1 protein-coding gene is annotated in these 201 nt (G+C 65.7%); it reads left to right on the forward strand.

Going from position 1 to position 201, the window contains the following annotated elements:
- Positions 1–201 (forward strand): transposase (locus QJT78_RS53495; RefSeq protein WP_281461042.1); only part of this gene is annotated, 201 nt, incomplete at both ends.

Consider the following 201-nt stretch of genomic DNA (forward strand, 5'->3'; position numbering starts at 1 on the left):
TCTGGCGATGGCCGAGCGGCGTCTCGGTTTGGCCAACAATCTGGCCCGGGTGTTCCCGGATCGGCGCGATCCGACGCGGGTCGTGCACAGCCTGGTCGATATGCTCCGCGCTCGCATGTTCGCGATCTGCTGCGGCTACGAGGACGCCGACGACCTCGATCATCTGAGGTCCGATCCGGCATTCAAACTGGCCTGCGGACG

The sequence above is a fragment of the Bradyrhizobium sp. Mp27 genome (assembly GCF_029953005.1).
Classification (GTDB): Bacteria; Pseudomonadota; Alphaproteobacteria; order Rhizobiales; family Xanthobacteraceae; genus Bradyrhizobium; species Bradyrhizobium barranii.